We start from the raw sequence: 16,536 nt of genomic DNA on the forward strand, positions 1-16,536 counted from the left end.
TCGGTGGTGCGTGGCTGCGACCGCATCGTGCCGGTCGACGTCTACGTGCCGGGCTGCCCGCCGACCGCAGAAGCCTTGCTCTACGGTCTGATCCAGCTGCAAAACAAGATCAAGCGCACCAGTACCATTGCGCGCTAACCCAGACGACTTGCCATGGCGACCAAATTAGAAGCGCTACATCAGACGCTACAGACGGCCTTGGGTGACAAGGCCGTTTCATTGACCAGTGCCCTGGGTGAACTCACCTTGGTGGTGAAGGATGCAGACTGGCCGGAAGTGTCGCGTCAGTTGTGCGACAACGCAGCCCTTGCATTCAAGAGCTGTATCGACGTCTGCGGTGTTGACTACAGCACCTATAAGGATGGCGGCTGGGATGGTGCCCGCTTTGCCGTGGTTTACCACCTGTTGTCGGTGGCGCTGAACCAGCGTCTGCGCGTTCGGGTGTTTTGTTCGGATGACGAGTTTCCGACTATTGCCTCGATGGTCGAGGTGTGGCCTGGCGTGAACTGGTTCGAGCGTGAAGCGTTCGATCTGTACGGCATCGTGTTTATCGGTCACCCTGATTTGCGCCGTATCCTGACCGACTATGGCTTTGTCGGTCACCCGTTCCGCAAGGATTTCCCCTTGTCTGGTCATGTCGAGATGCGCTACGACGCGGCACAAGGTCGCGTTATTTACCAGCCTGTCAGTATCGAGCCGCGCGAAGTGACGCCGCGCATCATCCGTGAGGAAAACTACGGTGGCTGAGATCAAGAATTACACGCTGAACTTCGGTCCTCAGCACCCGGCTGCACACGGTGTGCTGCGTCTGGTGCTGGAGTTGGATGGCGAAGTGGTACAGCGTGCCGACCCGCATATTGGTCTGTTGCATCGTGCAACCGAGAAGCTGGCCGAGCATAAGACCTTCATCCAGTCGGTGCCGTATATGGATCGACTCGATTATGTGTCGATGATGTGTAACGAGCACGCCTATGTGATGGCCATCGAGAAGCTGATGGGCATCGAGGTGCCGCTTCGTGCCCAATATATCCGCGTGATGTTCGATGAAATCACCCGGATCCTGAATCACCTGATGTGGATTGGTGCGCACGGTCTCGACTGCGGCGCCATGACCATCTTCCTGTATGCCTTCCGCGAGCGCGAAGACCTGATGGACTGCTACGAGGCGGTTTCCGGGGCGCGTATGCATGCGGCCTACTACCGTCCGGGCGGCGTGTATCGTGATCTGCCCGATACCATGCCCAAGTACACCGCCTCCAAGGTGCGCAACCAGGCCGATATCAATCGCCTGAATGAAAACCGCCAAGGCTCGCTGCTTGATTTCATCGACGACTTCACCCAGCGCTTCCCGCGCTATGTCGATGAATACGAAACCCTGCTGACCGACAACCGCATCTGGAAGCAGCGCACCGTTGGTATCGGTGTGTTGTCGCCTGAACGTGCCATTGCACTGGGCCTGTCTGGCGCCATGCTGCGTGGTTCGGGCGTTGCTTGGGACTTGCGCAAGAAGCAGCCCTATGAGGTGTATGCCGATCTGGACTTCGATGTGCCGGTTGGTACCAATGGCGACTGCTACGACCGCTATCTGTGCCGGGTCGAGGAAATGCGCCAGTCGAACCGTATCATCAAGCAGTGCGTGGAGTGGTTGCGCAAGAATCCGGGATCGGTCATTACCGATAACCACAAGGTGGCGCCGCCTTCGCGTGTCGACATGAAGTCGAATATGGAAGAGCTGATCCACCACTTCAAGCTGTTCACCGAGGGCATGCATGTGCCCGAAGGCGAGACATATGCCGCTGTCGAGCATCCCAAGGGTGAATTCGGCATCTATCTGGTGTCCGATGGCGCCAACAAGCCTTACCGCCTGAAGATCCGTGCACCGGGCTTTGCCCACTTGGCAGCACTGGACGAGATGGCACGCGGCCATATGATTTCTGACGTGGTAGCGATTATTGGTACCCAGGATATCGTGTTTGGGGAGATTGACCGATGACCGAACGCAGCATCGGGCTCAGCGCAGAATCGCTGGCCCAGATTGATCGCGAGCTCGCCAAATACCCGGCAGACCAGCGTCGCTCGGCCACCATGTCGGCCTTGCGTATTGCCCAGGTCGAAAAGGGCTGGTTGTCTACCGATACCATCAAGGCAGTGGCCGATTACCTCGGTATTGCGCCGATGGCGGCCCATGAAGTGGCCACCTTTTACAATATGTACGACCGCAAGCCGGTTGGTCGCTTCAAGCTGACCGTGTGCACCAATCTGCCTTGCGCCCTGTCCGGTGGCGCTGATGCCGGCGAGTATCTGAAGAAGAAGCTGGCTATCGGCTACGGTGAGACCACCGCCGATGGCAAATACACCCTGGTGGAAGGCGAATGCATGGGCGCTTGCGGTTATGCGCCGGTAATGCTCGTCAATAACCACACCATGTGCAACCACATGACGCCAGATGCGATCGATCGCAAGCTGGCCGAACTCAACTAGGCCGGGGACGAAGCGCATGACCGTTTACGTCAAAGGCGTCGTATTTGATGGTGTCGATTTTGCCGATCCGGATTGCTGGACGCTCGACGCCTATGTAAAGCGCGGTGGCTATGCCGCCCTACGCAAGATTCTTAGCGAAAACATCAGCCAGGACGCGGTGATTGCCGAGGTAAAAACCTCGTCGCTGCGTGGTCGCGGTGGTGCGGGCTTTCCGACCGGTTTGAAGTGGTCGTTCATGCCGCGCAGCTTCCCGGGCCAGAAATACCTGGTGTGCAATACCGATGAGGGCGAGCCGGGTACGTTCAAGGATCTGGACATCATCCAGTACAACCCGCACGCACTGATCGAAGGCATGATCATCGGCGGCTACGCCATGGGCATCACCGTCGGTTACAACTATATCCACGGCGAAGTATTCGAGGCTTATCTGCGCTTTGAGGCTGCTCTGGAAGAGGCACGTCGTGCCGGCTTCCTCGGCGAGAAGATCCTCGGCACTGATTTCAGCTTCGAATTGCACGCTCACCACGGCTATGGCGCCTATATCTGTGGCGAGGAAACCGCGCTGCTCGAATCGCTGGAAGGCAAAAAAGGCCAGCCGCGCTTCAAGCCGCCGTTCCCCGCCAGCTATGGCCTGTATGGCAAGCCGACCACCATCAACAACACCGAAACCTTTGCTTCGGTGCCCTACATCATCCGTGAGGGTGGCCAGAAGTTTCTGGAGCTGGGCAAGCCGAACAATGGTGGCACCAAACTGTTCTCGGTATCGGGCCATGTAAATCGCCCTGGTAATTTCGAAGTGCCGCTGGGATTGCCGTTCAGCGAGCTGCTGGAAATGGCCGGTGGCATGCGCGGAGGCAAGAAGCTCAAGGCGGTGATTCCGGGTGGTTCCTCGGCGCCAGTATTGCCGGCCCATATCATGATGGAAACCACCATGGATTATGACGCCATTGCCAAGGCCGGCTCCATGCTCGGCTCGGGTGCGGTGATCGTCATGGACGAAACCGTCTGTATGGTGAAGGCATTGCGCCGCCTGTCCTACTTCTACTACGAAGAGTCGTGCGGCCAATGCACGCCGTGCCGTGAGGGCACCGGCTGGCTGTACCGCGTAGTGGATCGGATCGAAAACGGCCAAGGCCGGCCGGAAGATCTTGATCTGCTCGAATCGGTAGGCAAGAACATTGCAGGCCGCACCATCTGTGCGCTCGGCGATGCTGCCGTGATGCCGGTGCAGGGCATGCTCAAGCACTTCCGTGATGAGTTCATCCATCACATTGAACACAAGAAATGCATCGTACCCGGCTACTAAGCCGCGTTTTCGCCAGTAGCAACAGAGACCAGCTCGGGTAGCCCGACCATGCTTGAAATCGAAATCGACGGTAAGAAACTGACAGTACCCAATGGCACGACGGTGATTGAAGCCGCGCGCTCGGTGGGTACGCACATCCCGCACTTCTGTTATCACAAGAAGCTGTCGATTGCGGCTAACTGCCGCATGTGCCTGGTGCAGGTCGAAAAGGCGCCCAAGCCGCTGCCCGCCTGCGCTACGCCGGTCAACGACGGCATGAAGGTCTACACCCATTCCGATATGGCGGTGAAGGCGCAGCAGGGCGTGATGGAATTCCTGCTGATCAATCACCCGCTCGACTGCCCGATCTGTGACCAGGGCGGCGAATGCCAGCTGCAAGACTTGGCCGTTGGCTATGGCGGTTCCAGCTCGCGCTATGAGGAAGAAAAGCGTGTCGTGGTCAATAAAGACCTCGGCCCGCTGATTTCCACCGATATGACCCGCTGCATCCACTGCACCCGCTGTGTCCGCTTCACTGAAGAAGTAGCCGGCATGCAGGAAATGGGCATGGCGGGCCGTGGCGAGCATTCCGAGATCATGTCCTTTGTCGGCATGACGGTAGACTCGGAAATCTCCGGCAATGTCATCGACCTGTGCCCGGTTGGCGCACTGACCTCCAAACCGTTCCGCTATACCGCCCGTACCTGGGAGCTATCGCGCCGCAAGAGCGTCAGCCCGCATGATGGTCTCGGTAGCAATCTGATCGTCCAGGTCAAGGCCGACCGCGTCATGCGCGTGTTGCCGCTGGAAAACGAAGCGATCAACGAGTGCTGGATCGCCGACCGCGATCGCTTCGCCTATGAGGCGCTCAATAGCGAGTCCCGCCTGAGCAAGCCCATGCTCAAGCAGGGCGGCCAGTGGATCGAAACCGACTGGCAGACTGCCCTCGAGTATGTCGCCAATGGCCTCAAATCGATTGCTGCCGAGCATGGCGGCAAGTCGGTTGCGACGCTAGCCACCGCGCATTCCACGGTGGAAGAGCTGTTCCTGTTGAACCAGCTGAGCCAGGCACTCGGTGCCGGCGCCGCCAGCTACGCATCGCGTCAGGCTGATAGCCGTCTGGACAGCCAGCGCCAAGGCGCGCAGTGGCTGGGGCAGCCGATTGCAGATATCGCCGCCAGCAAGGCCGTGCTGCTGGTCGGCTCCACCATTCGCAAAGAACAACCGCTGCTGGCGCAGCGCCTGCGCCAAGCCGCCAAGCGTGGCACCCAGCTGTCGCTGATCCATGCAGCCGATGATGATTTGTATACCCAGCCGGTCGGCAAGCTGATTGTTCGCCCTGATCAGCTGGTTGAAGCCTTGGCTGCCGTGGTCAAGGCAGTCGCCCTTGCCAAGGGTGCCGATGTTGCGCCGGAGCTGGCTGCGGTCGAAGTTAACGAGCAAGCCAGCAAGATCGCCAAGAGCTTGATCGATGCCACGACGGCAGCAGGCGAGGGTGCAGAAGCTGGTCGCGCGACGGTGTTGCTCGGCAATGTTGCCGCCCACCATCCGCGCGCTGCCGAGCTGGCGACCCTGGCCGGGCAACTCAATGTCCTGGTCGGCGCCACGGTAGGCTGGATGAGCGAAGCGGCCAATACGGTTGGCGCGCAAGTGTTGGGCCTGTCGGCCGCCGATGCGCTGGCTCAACCGCGTCGTGCCGTGCTGCTGTTCAATACCGAAGTGGAATTTGATAGCGCCAACGCTGCCCGCGCCCTGGCGACGGTGAAGTCGGCCGATATGGTAGTGGCGTTCTCCGCCTTCAAGCACGGCGCCAGCGACTACGCTGATGTGCTGCTGCCGATCACGCCATTCTCGGAAACCGCCGGCGCCTTCATCAATATGGAAGGTCGCCTGCAAAGCTTCAATGGCGTGGTCAAGCCGCTGGGCGATGCGCGTCCGGGCTGGAAGGTGTTGCGCGTACTGGGCAATCTGCTCGGTTTTGCCGGCTTCGAGCTCGATAGTGCCGAGGCAGTACGCAAGGCGGCACTGCCACAAGGCGAAGCCGCTATTGCTGGCAAGCTGAACAATGCGGTCGCGGGCGTGGCTGTCGAAGTGAAGACTGCTGCCACTGGCCTGATTCGCCTGGGTGAAGTGCCTCTGTATCAGAGCGATGCGCTGGTGCGTCGTGCACCATCGCTGCAAAAAACCAAGGATGCGCAAGCTGCAGGCAACGTGGCGCTGTCTTCCGCTACTGCGGCACAGCTCGGCCTGTCTGCTGGCGATACCGCCCTGGTCAGCCAGGCCGATGCCAGCCTGCGCATGCCGGTTGTCATCGATGCGGCCTTGCCGGAAGGCGTAGTGCGCATTCCCGCTGCGACGCTGGCTACTGCCGTTCTGGGTGATTTGATCGCCCCTGTCCAACTGTCGCGCGCTTGAGGAGACCAGAGTGATCGATACGCTGCATAACGGTTTTCTCAGCCTGTTCGGGCCCATGCTCGGCCTGTTGCTGTGGACCTTGTTGAAGATTGTGCTGATTGTCGGCCCGCTGTTCGGCGCCGTGGCTTACCTGACGTTGGCCGAGCGCAAGGTGATCGGCTATATGCAGATCCGCATCGGCCCGAACCGGGTTGGTCCGTTTGGTCTGCTGCAACCGATCGCTGACGGTATCAAGCTGCTGCTCAAGGAAATCATCTCCCCGAGCAAGGCATCTACCGGTTTGTTCTTCTTCGCGCCCATCATGGTGCTGGCGCCTTCGCTGGCTGCATGGGCGGTGGTGCCGTTCGCGCCCGAAGTGGTGCTGGCCAATGTCAATGCCGGCCTCTTGTATGTGATGGCAATCACCTCGCTGGGCGTGTACGGCATTATTGTTGCCGGCTGGGCGTCCAACTCCAAGTACGCATTTCTGGGTGCGCTGCGTGCCTCGGCCCAAGTAATTTCTTACGAACTGGCCATGGGCTTTGCCTTGGTCGGCGTGTTGATGGTGTCCGGCAGCCTGAATCTGACCGATATCGTCAACCAGCAAAGCCATGGCATGGGCGGCGGGTCTTTCCTGTCGTGGAATATCATTCCGCTGTTCCCGCTGTTTCTGGTTTACCTGATCGCCGGTGTGGCCGAAACCAATCGCGCACCGTTCGACGTGGCCGAGGGTGAGTCGGAAATCGTTGCCGGCCATATGATCGAATACTCGGGGATGTCGTTTGCACTGTTCTTCCTCGGCGAATACGCGAATATGTGGCTGATCGGTGCCATGACCTCGATCATGTTCCTCGGTGGCTGGCTGTCGCCGCTGCCGGCGTCGATCCCGGTACTGGGCGCACCGAGCTTCCTGTGGCTGTTCGCCAAGATGGCCTTCGTCATGTTCCTGTTCCTGTGGTTCCGTGCCACCTTCCCGCGCTACCGCTATGACCAGCTGATGCGCCTGGGCTGGAAAGTGTTCATCCCCGTGACGCTCGTTTGGATCGTCGTGGTGGCTGCCTGGATGCAAACCCCGTATTCGCTGTGGTAAGCCGATAGCCATGGAAAAGATTCAGAACTTCTTCAAGACCTTCCTGTTGCTCGAACTGGTGCGGGGCTTGGCCCTGACTGGCAGACATTTCTTCCAGCGCAAGATCACCGTCCAGTTCCCTGAGGAAAAAACGCCTTACAGCCCGCGTTTCCGCGGCCTGCATGCACAGCGTCGCTACGCCAATGGCGAAGAGCGCTGCATTGCCTGCAAGCTGTGCGAGGCGGTGTGCCCGGCGATGGCCATCACCATCGAGTCGGAAGTGCGTGACGACGGTACCCGTCGTACCTCGCGCTACGATATCGACCTGACCAAGTGCATCTTCTGCGGCTTTTGCGAAGAGGCGTGCCCGGTCGATGCCATTGTCGAGACGCATATCCTGGAATACCACGGCGAAAAACGTGGTGACCTGTACTACACCAAACCCATGCTGCTTGCCGTGGGCGACAGATACGAAGCCGACATCGCGAAGAATCGCGAAGCCGATGCCAAGTATCGCTAATGCAATCTATTGAGCTGGCACCCATGAATCTGACCACTGCCATTTTCTATCTGTTCGCGGCCATCCTGCTCGGTGCGTCGCTGCGCGTGATCACTGCACGCAACCCGGTGCATGCCGCTCTCAGCCTGGTGCTGGCCTTCTTCACCGGCGCGGTGCTGTGGATGCTGATGCAGGCCGAGTTCCTGGCCATCTCCCTGGTGCTGGTGTATGTCGGCGCGGTGATGGTGCTGTTCCTGTTCGTGGTGATGATGCTCGATATCAATTTCGAGGAATTGCGCGAAGGCTTCTGGAACTACTTCCCGGTCGCCGCCGTTGTCGCCGCCATCATGGCGGTGGAAATGGTGCTGGTACTGGTGGCGCCTGGCGCCGGCATCAAAGACATGACCGCCGTGGCCGCCTTGCCCGAAGGTGTATCGAATATCAAGCAGCTGGGTGTGCCGATCTACACCACCTATCTGCTGCCGTTCGAACTGGCTGCCGTGCTGCTGCTGGTAGCGATGATTGCTGCGGTGTCACTGACCCTGCGCCGCCGCAAGCACACCAAGTACATCAATCCGGCGGAGCAGATCGCTGTCAAGCGCAATGACCGTCTGCGTATTGTGAAGATGCAGGCAGAAGTCGAGCTGCCGCCTGCAGCCGAGCCGACCGACAAGCCAGCCGCCTGAGCCTAGAGATACCATGACGCTGACCCATTACCTTGTGCTGGCCGCGATCCTGTTTGCGATTTCGGTATTCGGCATCTTTATGAACCGCAAGAACGTCATCGTGCTGCTAATGGCGATCGAACTGATGTTGCTGGCGGTGAATATGAACTTCATTGCCTTCTCGAAATATCTGGGCGATCCATCCGGCCAGATCTTCGTGTTTTTCATCCTGACCGTGGCGGCGGCTGAATCGGCCATCGGTCTGGCAATTCTGGTGGTGCTGTTCCGTAACCTGCGCTCCATCAATGTGGAAGACCTCGACAGCCTCAAGGGCTAAGCGTGGCGTGACGCCAACCAGATAAACCAACAAGAACCTGCCTGTGCGAAAACATGGATAAACCAACGCTCTACCTGCTGATCGCCCTGTTCCCGCTATTCGGTGCCATCGCCGCCGGCCTGTTCGGCCGGGTGATCGGCCGCGCCGGTGCGCACTGGGTCACCATTCTGGGCGTGGCGGCGTCCTGCCTCGGCTCGTTCTATGTGCTGAACGACCTGCTCAATGGTGCGCCATCCTATAACGGCAACCTGTACACCTGGCTGACGGTGGATGGCCTCGATGTATCGGTCGGCTTTCTGGTCGACAAGCTCACCGCCATGATGATGGTGGTGGTGACCTTCGTGTCGTTGATGGTGCATATCTACACCATCGGCTATATGGAAGAGGACCCTGGTTACCAGCGCTTCTTCAGCTATATCTCGCTGTTCACCTTCTCGATGTTGATGCTGGTGATGAGCAATAACTTCGTCCAGCTGTTCTTCGGCTGGGAAGCGGTGGGTCTGGTTTCGTATCTGCTGATCGGTTTCTGGTTCAAGCGCCCGACCGCCATTTTCGCCAACCTCAAGGCTTTCCTGGTCAACCGCGTCGGTGACTTCGGTTTCCTGCTTGGTATCGGTCTGGTATTGGCCCACTTCGGCTCGTTCGATTACGCCACCGTATTCGCCCATGCGCCGGTATTGAAGGACGCAACCATCAGCCTGCTGCCAGGCAGCAGCTGCTCCTTGCTGTCGGTAACCTGCATCCTGCTGTTTGTTGGTGCCATGGGTAAGTCGGCACAATTCCCGCTGCATGTGTGGCTGCCGGATTCGATGGAAGGCCCGACGCCTATCTCGGCGCTGATCCACGCTGCCACCATGGTGACCGCCGGCATCTTCATGGTGGCGCGCATGTCGCCGCTGTTCGAATTGTCCGATACCGCCTTGAATTTCATCCTGGTCATCGGCTCGATCACTGCGCTGTTCATGGGTTTCCTCGGCATCATCCAGAACGACATCAAACGGGTGGTGGCTTACTCGACCCTGTCGCAGCTGGGCTATATGACGGTGGCGCTGGGTGCTTCGGCCTACTCGGTAGCGGTATTCCACCTGATGACCCACGCCTTCTTCAAGGCGCTGCTCTTCCTTGCCGCCGGCGCGGTGATCATGGCCATGCACCATGACCAGGATATCCGCCGCATGGGTGGCCTGAAGAAGTACCTGCCGGTGATCTACTGGACGTCCTTGCTCGGCTCCTTGGCCCTGATCGGTACGCCATTCTTCTCCGGTTTCTATTCCAAGGATTCCATCATCCTGGCGGTCGAAGGCTCCAAGCTGCCGGCTGCTGGTTTCGCCCAGTTTGCCGTATTGGCTGGCGTGTTCGTTACTGCCTTCTATTCCTTCCGCATGTTCTTCCTGGTGTTCCATGGCGAAGAGCGTTTCGGCAAGGCTAGCGATCATCATCACCACGATGACGATCATGGTGACGAGCACCATGGTCTGGCGCCCGGCGAGAAGCCGCATAGCCCCGGCCTGGTAGTGACCGGCCCGCTGATGGCGCTGGCAGTGCCGTCGGTGGTGATTGGTGGTCTGGCAATCAAAACCATGCTGGCGGGCGACTTCTTCAATAACGTCATCTTCGTCAACGGCGAAGCCCATCACGCCATGGAAGCCGTAGAGCACCATGCGCATGATGCATGGCATATGGGTCTGCATGCCTTCATGACCTTGCCGTTCTGGCTCGCTTTGGCCGGTGTGGTGGTGGCCTGGTTCTTCTACCTGAAGCGTCCGGATATCCCGGCTGCGATCAAGTCACGCGTTGGCCCGATCTACAGCCTGCTGGAAAACAAGTACTACATGGATCACATCTACATCCAGGGTTTCGCTGCCTTCGGCCGTGGTCTTGGCAAGGTGTTCTGGAAGGTAGGCGATACCATCCTGATCGATGGCTTGGTGGTGAACGGTGCTGCCAAGCTGGTTGGGGCGATTTCTGGCTTGGTCCGTCGCTTCCAGACCGGTTACATCTATCACTACGCCTTCGCCATGATCATCGGTGCATTGCTGTTGCTGACCTGGTGGCTCGGTCGCTTTGTGGTTCCGCATTGATGCAACACGTTCTTGCACAATCGAACACGCTCAAGAAAACACATTCAGTAGCTAAGGGTGGATATGTCTGAACATCTGTTGAGTCTGGCGATCTGGGTGCCGATCCTCGCTGGCCTCATCGTGCTGGCGACCGGCGGCGACCGCAATGCGGGTCTGGCGCGCGTGATTGCCCTGGTCGGTGCGCTTGCCGGTTTCCTGGTGACCATTCCGCTGTATACCGGCTTTGCGCCGCTGCACGGAGGCCCGCAATTCGAAGAAATGCGGCCGTGGATCAGCGCGTTCAATATCAACTACCACCTCGGGGTTGATGGCCTGTCGATGTTCTTCGTCATTCTCAATGCCTTCACCACCTTGCTGGTGGTGGTGGCGGGCTGGGAAGTGATCGAGAAGCGAGTGGCGCAGTACATGGCGGCCTTCCTGATCATGTCCGGCCTGATCAATGGCGCGTTCTCGGCCATGGATGCCATGCTGTTCTATGTGTTCTTCGAGGCGATGCTGATCCCGCTATACCTGATCGTCGGTGTGTGGGGCGGTCAGAATCGTGTGTATGCCGCGATCAAGCTGTTCCTCTACACCCTGATGGGTTCGCTGCTATTGCTGGTCGGCTTTATCTACCTGTATTTCCATACTGGAAAGAGCTTCGAGATCGCCGACTTCCAGCGGGTGGCCTTGCCGCTGGCGGTGCAGGGCTATCTGATGATTGCCTTCTTTTTCGCCTTTGCGGTGAAGGTGCCGATGTTCCCGGTGCACACCTGGTTGCCGGATGCCCACGTTGAAGCGCCAACCGGCGGTTCGATGGTGCTGGCGGCCATTACCCTGAAGCTTGGCGCCTACGGCTTCCTGCGTTTTGCCCTGCCGATTGCCCCGGATGCCGCTCGCGAATATGGTTGGATCATCATCACGCTGTCGCTGATCGCCGTGGTTTACATCGGCTTGGTGGCATTGGTTCAGAAGGACATGAAAAAGCTGGTGGCGTATTCGTCGATTTCCCATATGGGTTTCGTGACGCTGGGCTTTTATATGTTCGTGAATGGTGCGCCGACCACCTATGGTGTCGAGGGCGCCCTGATCCAGATGATCTCGCACGGCTTTGTCTCGGCCGCCATGTTCTTCTGTATCGGTGTGATGTACGACCGCGTGCACAGCCGCAAGATCGCCGATTACGGCGGTGTGGCCAACACCATGCCGAAGTTCGCCGCCTTCTTCCTGCTGTTCGCCATGGCGAATTCCGGTTTGCCGGCTACTTCGGGCTTTGTCGGCGAATTCATGGTGATCGTCGGTGCCGTCAAGGTGAACTTCTGGTACGCCTTCCTCGCCGCTACCACTCTGGTGTTTGGCGCCGGCTACACGCTGTGGATGTACAAGCGGGTGATCTTCGGCGATGTGGCCAACTCGCATGTGGCGGAGCTCAAGGATGTCAATGCGCGCGAATTCGCCGTGTTGGCCGTGCTGGCCGTCGCCGTGCTCGGCATGGGTCTGTACCCGCAAGCATTTACCGAAAAGATGCATACCAGCGTTGATTCGCTGATCTGGCAAGTCAAGCAAAGCAAGCTGCACTGATGCAGGTCGCCTCTGATTACAGGACTAAACAAGAATGACGCTAGAGAGTTTGAACCTGTTCGCCGCGATGCCGGAAATCTGGCTGCTGTGCGCAACGCTGGCCATCCTGCTGATCGATCTGTTCCTCAAGGATGAGCAGCGCGATATCACCTATATGCTGTCGCTGTTCGCCATCACCGTGTCGGCAGTACTGACGGTGCGCGGTTTTGGCGCGCCGCCGCGTACTGCCTTCAACGGGCTGTTTGTTGCGGATTCGATGTCCGACGTGCTCAAGCTCGGTATGGATATCGGCGTGGGTCTGGTGCTGATCTACAGCCGTGGTTATGCGGCGGTACGGCAGATGTATCGCGGCGAGTTGTTCACGCTGACCCTGTTCGCCCTGCTGGGCATGATGGTGATGACCTCGTCAGCCAATCTGCTGATGCTGTATGTGGGCCTGGAACTTCTGTCGCTGTCGCTGTACGCCCTGGTGGCGCTGCCGCGCGATTCGCGTCCTGCAACTGAAGCCGCCATGAAGTACTTTGTGCTGGGCGCGCTGGCCTCCGGCATGTTGCTGTACGGCATGTCGATGATCTATGGCGCCACCGGCAGTCTGGATCTGCACGTGATCGCCCAAAAAGCGGCTTCGGGTGCGACCAGCCATCTCTTGCTGGTATTCGGTCTGGTGTTCGTGGTGACTGGTATCGGCTTCAAGCTGGGTAATGTCCCGTTTCATATGTGGGTGCCTGACGTTTACCAGGGTGCACCAACGCCTATCACCATGCTGATCGGGTCTGCGCCGAAGCTGGCCGCCTTCGGTTTCGTGTTCCGTATCCTGGTGCAAGGTTTGCCTGCGCTGACCCATGAATGGCAGGGCATGCTGGTGGTGCTGGCGGTTTTGTCGGTGGCTATCGGTAATGTGGTCGCCATTGCGCAAACCAATATCAAGCGCATGCTCGCCTACTCGACCATTTCCCACATGGGCTTTTTGCTGCTGGGTATTCTGGCTGGCACCGCCAATGGTTATGCCGCCTCGATGTTCTATGCCTTGGTCTATGCGCTGATGGCGACGGCAGGCTTTGGCGTGGTGCTGCTGCTGTCGCGCGCCGGTTTTGAAGCTGAGCGCCTGGCCGATCTCAAGGGCTTGGCGCAACGCAGCCCGTGGTTTGCCTGGATGATGCTGTTGGTGATGTTTTCCATGGCGGGTATCCCGGTGTTTTCCGGCTTCTTCGCCAAGCTGGCGGTGATTCAGGCCATTGTCGATCATGATGGCTTTATCTGGCTGGCAGTGGTGGCGGTGCTGTTCTCGCTGGTGGGTGCGTTCTACTACCTGCGCGTGGTCAAGCTGATGTTCATGGATGAAGCGAGCGATCACAGCCCGATTGAAGTGCGTGCCGATATGCGCCTCGTGTTGTCGCTCAACTGTCTGGCCATCCTGGTGCTGGGTTTGGCGCCGCAGTGGCTGCTCAATGTGTGCGCTAACGCGATCCGGCAGTCTCTGGTAGCACTGTGAGTACGGCGCAAATCGTTTACTTGCTATTGGCGGCCTTGGCCGCCAATTTGCCATTTGTGCTGCCTCGGCTGCTACTGGTGTGCCCGCTCCGCGCCGGGCGTAGTAAGGCCTTTGGCTGGTGCTTGCTTGAGCTGCTGTTGCTGTATGGCGTGATGCTGGGCTTGGGTGTGTTGCTGGAGTCGCGCAGCGCACCGGTACATGCCAAGAAGCTGCTGAACTTCTATGTGCCGACGCTTGCCTTGTTCCTTATTGCTGGCTTCCCTGGTTTTGTGCTGCGCTATTTCTGGCGCAAGCCGGGTATTTAGTATTTGAGCTGGCAATGGCGGTCGGCATGTCGTGCACGGCTCTGATTCGAAAGCGTTTTCCTCTGTTTGGTGCCCTCCGCTGGCAAGAGATACAGGCCAGATATGTCGGGGCTAATAAAAATTTTTCTGAAAACCCTTGCCAGAAGCGCATTTGTTGCCTAGAATGCGCAGCTCTTTAGGCGCGTAGCTCAGCTGGTTAGAGCACCACCTTGACATGGTGGGGGTCGTTGGTTCGAGTCCAATCGCGCCTACCACATTCGGAGCAAATGAAAATGTCCTTCCGAACTACAACTACCGGCACTGCTAATCTGGCTTGAGTCGGTCCTTTGTAAAGTTTGGTTGTTCATTTGCCCAAAGGAAAAAGTGCGGCTCTGCCGCACTTTTTTTTCGTCCATAGGTTTCGTAGTTCCATTGAAAAGGCGGATCCGCTATGCCCATCATCACGCTTCCTGACGGCTCGCAACGTAGTTTCGATCAATCCGTGCGCGTCGCTGACGTCGCCGCCAGCATCGGTGCGGGCCTTGCGCGCGCAGCATTGGCTGGCAAAGTGGATGGCAAGCTGGTCGATACCTCCTATCTGATCGATCGCGATGTGCAGCTGGCCATCGTCACCGACAAGGATGCCGATGGCCTCGAGGTGATCCGCCATTCGACTGCCCACTTGCTGGCCTATGCGGTGAAGGAGTTGTTTCCTGATGCCCAGGTGACCATCGGTCCAGTCATTGAACACGGCTTCTACTACGACTTCAGCTACAAGCGCGCCTTTACGCCGGAAGACCTTGAGGCGATCGAAAAGAAGATGGCCGAGCTTGCCAAGCGCGACATCCCGGTCGAGCGCTATGAGCTGAGCCGCGATGAGGCAGTGGCTTACTTCAAGGGCATAGGCGAGAACTACAAAGCCGAGATCATTGAAGGTATTCCTGCTGATCAGGTCTTGTCGCTGTATCGCGAGGGTGATTTCACTGACCTGTGTCGTGGCCCGCATGTGCCTTCAACGGGCAAGTTGAAGGTATTTAAGCTGATGAAGCTGGCAGGTGCCTACTGGCGCGGCGATAGTCGTAACGAGATGCTGCAGCGCGTCTATGGCACGGCTTGGGCCAAGAAGGAAGATCTCGACCAGTATCTGCATATGCTGGAAGAGGCGGAAAAGCGCGACCACCGCAAGATTGGCCGTCAGCTTGATCTGTTCCATATGCAGGACGAGGCGCCGGGTATGGTGTTCTGGCACCCCAAGGGATGGACGGTGTGGCAGGCGGTTGAGCAATACATGCGCAAGCGCCTCGACAAGGCGGGCTACCAGGAAGTGCGTACGCCGATGGTGATGGACCGTGTGCTGTGGGAGAAGTCTGGCCACTGGGAGAACTATCGCGAGAATATGTTCACCACCGAGTCGGAAAAGCGTGATTACGCGGTCAAGCCGATGAATTGCCCGGCGCATGTGCAGATTTTCAATAATTCGCTGCGCTCCTACCGTGACTTGCCGATGCGCCTGGCCGAGTTCGGTGCCTGCCATCGCAACGAGCCATCGGGTGCGCTGCACGGCATCATGCGGGTGCGCGGCTTTGTGCAGGACGATGCGCATATTTTCTGCTCGGAAGATCAGATTGTTGCCGAGTCCACCGCCTTCAACGAGCTGGCCATGTCGGTGTACCGCGACTTCGGTTTCGACAATGTTGCGATCAAGCTGAGTCTGCGCCCGGAAAAGCGTGCTGGCACCGACGAGACCTGGGATAAGGCCGAGAACGGCCTGCGTGACGCGCTGCGCGCCTGTGGTGTGGAATGGGAAGAGCTGCCGGGCGAGGGCGCCTTCTATGGCCCGAAAATCGAATACCACATCAAGGATGCGCTCGGTCGTTCCTGGCAGTGCGGTACCTTGCAGCTCGACTTCGTGCTGCCCGAGCGCCTGAATGCCGAGTATGTCAGTGCGGAGGATAGTGCTCGCAAGCGGCCCGTCATGCTGCACCGGGCTATTCTTGGTTCACTTGAGCGCTTCCTGGGCATCCTGATCGAAAACCACGCCGGTGCTTTCCCGCTGTGGCTTGCGCCAACTCAAGCTGTCGTGATGAGCATCAGCGAACATCAGGCTGATTACGCCGCCGAGGTGGCGCAGCAACTCCGTGATGCTGGCTTCCGAGTGGATGCGGACTTGAGAAATGACAAAATAAGCTATAAAATCCGCGAACATAGCTTACAGAAGCTTCCCTATCAGTTAGTAGTTGGCGATAAGGAAAAGGCTTCTGGCTTGGTTGCCGTGCGATCCCGCGGTGGCGAAGATCTGGGTCAAATGACGGTTGCAGCGCTGATCGAGCGCTGGTCGGCTGAAATGATCAAGGTTTGACGCTGATGGCCTTGCTTAGCGCAAGGCCGG

The 16,536-nt window shown here is 58.4% G+C and carries 14 protein-coding genes, 1 tRNA gene and 1 pseudogene; all 16 read left to right on the forward strand.

All coding sequences use genetic code 11. The annotated features are described in order from the left end of the window. Positions 1-138, forward strand: a pseudogene (locus ACE3OH_RS02750) (NADH-quinone oxidoreductase subunit B); the annotation flags it as partial. A 15-nt stretch (positions 139-153) separates the two neighbouring features. After that, positions 154-747, forward strand: a complete 594-nt coding sequence (locus tag ACE3OH_RS02755) for an NADH-quinone oxidoreductase subunit C (protein ID WP_374348069.1) — start codon at positions 154-156, stop codon at positions 745-747. Continuing rightward, on the forward strand, positions 740-1,993 hold the full coding sequence (locus tag ACE3OH_RS02760; protein WP_374348072.1) for an NADH-quinone oxidoreductase subunit D: 1,254 nt from the start codon (positions 740-742) through the stop codon (positions 1,991-1,993). Before ACE3OH_RS02755 ends, ACE3OH_RS02760 begins: the two co-directional genes overlap by 8 nt. Further along, positions 1,990-2,481 (forward strand): NADH-quinone oxidoreductase subunit NuoE, encoded by a 492-nt coding sequence (gene nuoE / locus ACE3OH_RS02765; protein ID WP_374348074.1) that lies wholly within the window; start codon positions 1,990-1,992, stop codon positions 2,479-2,481. Before ACE3OH_RS02760 ends, nuoE begins: the two co-directional genes overlap by 4 nt. A gap of 16 nt (positions 2,482-2,497) precedes the next feature. Next, positions 2,498-3,787: an NADH-quinone oxidoreductase subunit NuoF gene (gene nuoF / locus ACE3OH_RS02770; RefSeq protein WP_374348078.1), complete on the forward strand. Its 1,290-nt coding sequence runs from the start codon at positions 2,498-2,500 to the stop codon at positions 3,785-3,787. A gap of 48 nt (positions 3,788-3,835) precedes the next feature. Then, positions 3,836-6,181: an NADH-quinone oxidoreductase subunit NuoG gene (gene nuoG, locus ACE3OH_RS02775; protein ID WP_374348080.1), complete on the forward strand. Its 2,346-nt coding sequence runs from the start codon at positions 3,836-3,838 to the stop codon at positions 6,179-6,181. A 10-nt stretch (positions 6,182-6,191) separates the two neighbouring features. Further along, positions 6,192-7,250, forward strand: coding sequence for an NADH-quinone oxidoreductase subunit NuoH (gene nuoH, locus ACE3OH_RS02780; protein WP_374348083.1), 1,059 nt, complete (start codon positions 6,192-6,194; stop codon positions 7,248-7,250). A 10-nt stretch (positions 7,251-7,260) separates the two neighbouring features. Further along, positions 7,261-7,749: an NADH-quinone oxidoreductase subunit NuoI gene (gene nuoI / locus ACE3OH_RS02785; RefSeq protein ID WP_374348087.1), complete on the forward strand. Its 489-nt coding sequence runs from the start codon at positions 7,261-7,263 to the stop codon at positions 7,747-7,749. A 23-nt stretch (positions 7,750-7,772) separates the two neighbouring features. Next, positions 7,773-8,414 carry an NADH-quinone oxidoreductase subunit J gene (locus ACE3OH_RS02790; RefSeq protein WP_374348090.1) on the forward strand — a complete coding sequence of 214 codons (642 nt, stop codon included), beginning with the start codon at positions 7,773-7,775 and terminating at the stop codon, positions 8,412-8,414. 13 nt (positions 8,415-8,427) lie between these two features. Then, on the forward strand, positions 8,428-8,730 hold the full coding sequence (gene nuoK, locus ACE3OH_RS02795) for an NADH-quinone oxidoreductase subunit NuoK (protein WP_374348093.1): 303 nt from the start codon (positions 8,428-8,430) through the stop codon (positions 8,728-8,730). 53 nt (positions 8,731-8,783) lie between these two features. Then, positions 8,784-10,811 carry an NADH-quinone oxidoreductase subunit L gene (gene nuoL / locus ACE3OH_RS02800; RefSeq protein WP_374348095.1) on the forward strand — a complete coding sequence of 676 codons (2,028 nt, stop codon included), beginning with the start codon at positions 8,784-8,786 and terminating at the stop codon, positions 10,809-10,811. Positions 10,812-10,874: 63 nt separating this feature from the next. Continuing rightward, positions 10,875-12,371 carry an NADH-quinone oxidoreductase subunit M gene (locus ACE3OH_RS02805; protein ID WP_374348098.1) on the forward strand — a complete coding sequence of 499 codons (1,497 nt, stop codon included), beginning with the start codon at positions 10,875-10,877 and terminating at the stop codon, positions 12,369-12,371. A 34-nt stretch (positions 12,372-12,405) separates the two neighbouring features. Next, positions 12,406-13,863, forward strand: a complete 1,458-nt coding sequence (nuoN, locus tag ACE3OH_RS02810) for an NADH-quinone oxidoreductase subunit NuoN (protein ID WP_374348101.1) — start codon at positions 12,406-12,408, stop codon at positions 13,861-13,863. Continuing rightward, on the forward strand, positions 13,860-14,168 hold the full coding sequence (locus ACE3OH_RS02815; RefSeq protein ID WP_374348104.1) for a DUF2818 family protein: 309 nt from the start codon (positions 13,860-13,862) through the stop codon (positions 14,166-14,168). The genes nuoN and ACE3OH_RS02815 overlap by 4 nt, the downstream gene beginning before the upstream one ends. A 177-nt stretch (positions 14,169-14,345) precedes the next feature. Beyond that, positions 14,346-14,422, forward strand: a tRNA-Val gene (locus tag ACE3OH_RS02820). 176 nt (positions 14,423-14,598) lie between these two features. After that, complete coding sequence (gene thrS / locus ACE3OH_RS02825; RefSeq protein WP_374348106.1) at positions 14,599-16,506, forward strand: threonine--tRNA ligase; 1,908 nt, start codon at positions 14,599-14,601, stop codon at positions 16,504-16,506. Positions 16,507-16,536 lie beyond the last annotated feature (30 nt).

This window comes from Chitinimonas sp., assembly GCF_041904975.1.
GTDB lineage: Bacteria > Pseudomonadota > Gammaproteobacteria > Burkholderiales > Chitinimonadaceae > Chitinimonas.

Bases quoted from the DNA above. Each gene is read 5' to 3' on its own strand.
- nuoL (WP_374348095.1), top strand. From the start codon at position 8,784: ATGGATAAACCAACGCTCTACCTGCTGATCGCCCTGTTCCCGCTATTC.
- nuoE (WP_374348074.1), top strand. From the start codon at position 1,990: ATGACCGAACGCAGCATCGGGCTCAGCGCAGAATCGCTGGCCCAGATT.
- nuoK (WP_374348093.1), top strand. From the start codon at position 8,428: ATGACGCTGACCCATTACCTTGTGCTGGCCGCGATCCTGTTTGCGATT.
- thrS (WP_374348106.1), top strand. From the start codon at position 14,599: ATGCCCATCATCACGCTTCCTGACGGCTCGCAACGTAGTTTCGATCAA.
- nuoI (WP_374348087.1), top strand. From the start codon at position 7,261: ATGGAAAAGATTCAGAACTTCTTCAAGACCTTCCTGTTGCTCGAACTG.
- nuoF (WP_374348078.1), top strand. From the start codon at position 2,498: ATGACCGTTTACGTCAAAGGCGTCGTATTTGATGGTGTCGATTTTGCC.
- ACE3OH_RS02805 (WP_374348098.1), top strand. From the start codon at position 10,875: ATGTCTGAACATCTGTTGAGTCTGGCGATCTGGGTGCCGATCCTCGCT.
- ACE3OH_RS02790 (WP_374348090.1), top strand. From the start codon at position 7,773: ATGAATCTGACCACTGCCATTTTCTATCTGTTCGCGGCCATCCTGCTC.
- ACE3OH_RS02755 (WP_374348069.1), top strand. From the start codon at position 154: ATGGCGACCAAATTAGAAGCGCTACATCAGACGCTACAGACGGCCTTG.
- nuoN (WP_374348101.1), top strand. From the start codon at position 12,406: ATGACGCTAGAGAGTTTGAACCTGTTCGCCGCGATGCCGGAAATCTGG.
- nuoG (WP_374348080.1), top strand. From the start codon at position 3,836: ATGCTTGAAATCGAAATCGACGGTAAGAAACTGACAGTACCCAATGGC.